This window comes from Streptomyces sp. 13-12-16 (genome assembly GCF_002114215.1).
Lineage (GTDB): Bacteria > Actinomycetota > Actinomycetes > Streptomycetales > Streptomycetaceae > Streptomyces.
Genome location: NZ_NCTE01000845.1, coordinates 1 through 2,159, shown reverse-complemented (window position 1 = coordinate 2,159; position 2,159 = coordinate 1). Strand labels below are relative to the sequence as shown.

Annotated in this window: 2 protein-coding genes; one reads left to right on the top strand and one right to left on the bottom strand. The window is 73.6% G+C overall.

The features are described 5' to 3' along the window. The coding region (locus B7767_RS30375) for a LysR family transcriptional regulator (protein ID WP_085574948.1) at nt 1-835 on the bottom strand (835 nt) is incomplete at its 3' end. Nucleotides 836-1,006: 171 nt separating this feature from the next. Here B7767_RS30375 and B7767_RS30370 point away from each other — a divergent pair. Then, a complete protein-coding gene (locus B7767_RS30370) occupies nt 1,007-2,026 on the top strand; it encodes a bile acid:sodium symporter family protein (protein WP_085574949.1) in 1,020 nt (339 codons plus the stop codon). Nucleotides 2,027-2,159: the final 133 nt, after the last annotated feature.

The window sequence follows — 2,159 nt, the reverse complement described above, 5'->3', positions numbered from 1 at the left end:
CGAGGATCGCCGACGCCAACGCGTCCGCTGCGCCCTGGGCGGAGGGGCGGCGCCGCCCGTGCGCCACCACGAAGTCCACCTCGCCCGGTTCCGGCAGCCCCGCCCGCTCCGGCATCCGCACCAGCCCCGGCGGGATCAGCCCGCGCGAGTGCACCATCACGCCGAGCCCGGCGCGGGCCGCCGCGAGCAGCCCGTTGAGGCTGCCGCTGGTGCACACGATGCGCCACTGACGGCCCTCCCGCTCCAGCGCCCGCAGGGCCAGGGCCCGGGTGATGCCCGGCGGCGGATAGACGATCAACGGCACCGGACGGTTCGGGGCCGGCCGCAGCCCCGGCGCACCGATCCACACCAGCTCGTCGTGCCAGACCAGCTCGCCCCGCGGATCCTCGGGCCGCCGCTTGGCCAGCACCAGGTCCAGCCGGCCCGCCGCCAGCCGCTCGTGCAGGATGCCCGACAGCTCGACCGTCAGCTCCAGGTCGACCTCCGGGTGCTCGTGCCGGAACCGCTCCAGGATCTCCGGCAGCCGGGTCAGCACGAAGTCCTCCGACGCGCCGAACCGCAGCCGTCCGCGCAGCCGGGTGCCGGTGAAGAACTGCGCGGCCTGCTCGTGCACGTCCAGGATGCGCCGGGCGAAGCCGAGCATCGCCTCGCCGTCCTCGGTCAGCTCCACCGAGTGGGTGTCCCGCGTGAACAGCTGCCGTCCGGTGGCCTCCTCCAGCCGCCGCACGTGCTGGCTCACCGTCGACTGGCGCAGCCCGAGCCGCCGCGCCGCCTGCGTGAAGCTCAGCGTCTGCGCCACCGACAGGAACGTCCGCAGATGCGTCGGGTCGTACATGCGGCCAGAGTAGCGGCGGTCATCGCGGAACGTGATGACAGTGAGAGCGGTATACCGGATTCCCGATCACGGCGGGAGGGAGCAGGATGGGGAGGGGACGCCCGTGAACACCCGAGCACCGAGTACCTGAGCAAGTGGAGCACCGTGAAACGCCTGCGCCGGCCGAACTGGATGCCGATCGACCCGTACGTCCTGCTGCTGCTCGGGACCGTGGGCCTCGCCGCGCTGCTCCCCGCGCGGGGGACCGGCGCGGACGTCGCCTCCGGTGCCTCCACCGCCGCGATCGCCTTCCTGTTCTTCCTCTACGGTGCCCGGCTCTCCACCCGCGAGGCCCTGGACGGGCTGAAGCACTGGCGGCTCCACGTCACCGTGCTGGCCTGCACCTTCGTCGTCTTCCCGGTGCTGGGCCTGGCCGCCCGCGGACTCGTCCCGGTGTTCCTGACCGACCCGCTCTACCAGGGCCTGCTCTTCCTCACCCTGGTCCCGTCCACCATCCAGTCGTCGATCGCGTTCACCTCCATCGCCCGCGGCAACGTGCCCGCCGCGATCTGCGCCGGCTCCTTCTCCTCGCTGGTCGGCATCGTCGTCACCCCGCTGCTCGCGGCGACGCTGCTGGGCAGCGGCGGGGGCGGGTTCTCCGCCGGGTCGGTGGTGGGGATCGTGCTCCAGCTGCTGGTGCCGTTCGTCGCCGGGCAGCTGTTGCGCCGCTGGATCGGCGGATTCGTCTCCCGGCACCGGAAGGCACTGGGGCTGGTCGACCGCGGCTCGATCCTGCTCGTCGTCTACACCGCGTTCAGCGAGGGCATGGTGCAGGGCGTCTGGCACCAGGTGAGCCCCGCCCGGCTCGGCGGACTGCTCGCCGTCGAGGCCGTCCTGCTCGCCGTGATGCTGCTGCTGACCTGGTACGGCGCCAAGGCGCTGCGGTTCGGCCGGGAGGACCGGATCGCGATCCAGTTCGCCGGCTCGAAGAAGTCGCTGGCCGCCGGGCTGCCCATGGCGAGCGTGCTGTTCGGGGCACAGGCCTCGCTGGCCGTGCTGCCGCTGATGCTGTTCCACCAGACGCAGCTGATGGTGTGCGCGGTGATCGCCAAGCGCCGCTCGCACGACCCCGTCGAGGAGGCGGAGGTCACCGTCCCGGACCGGACCGGACACGCACCGACCGGGGCCGGTACGGGGACGCGTTCCGGCTGAGCGGTACGGCGTCCCCGGTGCTCTTCGACCGGTCCGGTCGCGGCCGGGCACCGGCCGCCCGGGGCCGCGGGGCCTCATACCGAGGCGGGGCCCCGCGGCGCAGGGGGCGCTCCCCGCCGGCTGGGGCCCCGCC

Bases quoted from the DNA above. Each gene is read 5' to 3' on its own strand.
- B7767_RS30370 (WP_085574949.1), top strand. From the start codon at position 1,007: ATGCCGATCGACCCGTACGTCCTGCTGCTGCTCGGGACCGTGGGCCTC.